At 61.0% G+C, this 1,524-nt stretch carries 1 protein-coding gene; it reads left to right on the top strand.

Annotated elements, in window-relative coordinates; translation table 11 throughout:
* Positions 1–78: 78 nt before the first annotated feature.
* On the top strand, positions 79–1,467 hold the full coding sequence (gene ahcY, locus SM764_RS22535) for an adenosylhomocysteinase (RefSeq protein WP_369002866.1): 1,389 nt from the start codon (positions 79–81) through the stop codon (positions 1,465–1,467).
* Positions 1,468–1,524: the final 57 nt, after the last annotated feature.

The raw sequence follows: 1,524 nt of genomic DNA, 5'->3' as shown, positions 1-1,524 counted from the left end.
GGGTGGTTTTATTGCTTGTAAAGCGTTGCGGTGTTAAGTGCGTGGCCAAGTTGAGGCTGAGCCAGAATGGAGTTGCCAATGGGCACGGATTACATCGTCAAAGACATCGCATTGGCCGGGTTTGGCCGCAAGGAACTGGATATCGCGGAAACCGAAATGCCGGGGCTGATGTCCCTGCGTGCGGAATACGGGGACAGCAAGCCGCTGAAAGGCGCCCGTATCGTCGGCTCCCTGCATATGACCATCCAGACCGCGGTGCTGATCGAAACCCTGGTGGCGCTTGGCGCCGATGTCCGCTGGGCATCCTGCAACATCTTCTCGACCCAGGATCACGCCGCTGCGGCGATTGCCGAGGCAGGCATTCCCGTCTTCGCCATCAAGGGCCAGACCTTGGAAGAGCATTGGGATTACCTCGACCGCTCCTTCCAGTTCGCCGAAGGTGCCAACATGATCCTCGACGATGGCGGCGATGCGACGCTCTACGTGCTGCTGGGCGCGCGCGCCGAAGCAGGCGAGGACATCATCCCGGTGCCCGGCTCCGAGGAAGAAGCCGCGATCAAGGCGCAGATCCAGAAGCGCATGAAGGAAAGCCCCGGCTGGTTCACCAAGACCCGCGACGCGATCAAGGGCGTTTCCGAAGAGACCACCACCGGCGTGCATCGCCTTTACGAGCTGGTGAAACAGGGTCAGCTGCCCTTCCCGGCGATCAACGTCAATGACTCGGTCACCAAGTCGAAGTTCGACAACAAATACGGCTGCAAGGAAAGCCTGGTGGACGGCATCCGCCGCGCCACCGACACCATGATGGCCGGCAAGGTCGCGGTGGTCTGCGGCTACGGCGACGTGGGCAAAGGCTCGGCTGCCTCTCTGCGCGGCGCGGGTGCCCGCGTGAAGGTCACCGAAGCGGACCCGATCTGCGCTCTGCAGGCGGCGATGGACGGCTTTGAGGTGGTGCTGCTGGAAGACGTGGTCTCCAGCGCCGATATCTTCATCACCACCACCGGCAACAAGGACGTGATCCGCATCGAGCATATGCGCGCGATGAAGGACATGGCCATCGTCGGCAACATCGGCCACTTCGACAATGAGATCCAGGTGGCGAACCTCAAGAACCACAAGTGGACCAACATCAAGGAACAGGTGGATATGATCGAGATGCCCTCGGGCAACCGCATCATCCTTCTGTCCGAAGGGCGCCTGTTGAACCTTGGCAATGCCACCGGCCACCCGTCGTTTGTGATGTCGGCCTCTTTCACCAACCAGGTTCTGGCGCAGATCGAGCTCTGGACCCGCGGTGAGGAGTATAACAACGAGGTCTACATCCTGCCCAAGCATCTGGACGAGAAGGTCGCCCGCCTGCATCTGGAGCGTATCGGCGTCAAGCTGACCACGCTCAGCCCCGAGCAGGCCGCCTATATCGGCGTCACCCCCGAAGGCCCCTTCAAGCCGGAACACTACCGTTACTGACCGGCCCTACAGCAGAACACCACAAAGCCCCCGCAAATCATGCGGGGGCTTTTTTGT

It is taken from the genome of Pseudophaeobacter sp. 1A16562 (assembly GCF_041008785.1).
In the GTDB taxonomy this organism is placed as follows: Bacteria; Pseudomonadota; Alphaproteobacteria; order Rhodobacterales; family Rhodobacteraceae; genus Phycobacter; species Phycobacter gallaeciensis_A.
This window is presented reverse-complemented; position numbering and strand designations above follow the sequence as displayed.

Coding starts and splice junctions, on each gene's coding strand:
- ahcY (WP_369002866.1), top strand. CDS start 79: ATGGGCACGGATTACATCGTCAAAGACATCGCATTGGCCGGGTTTGGC.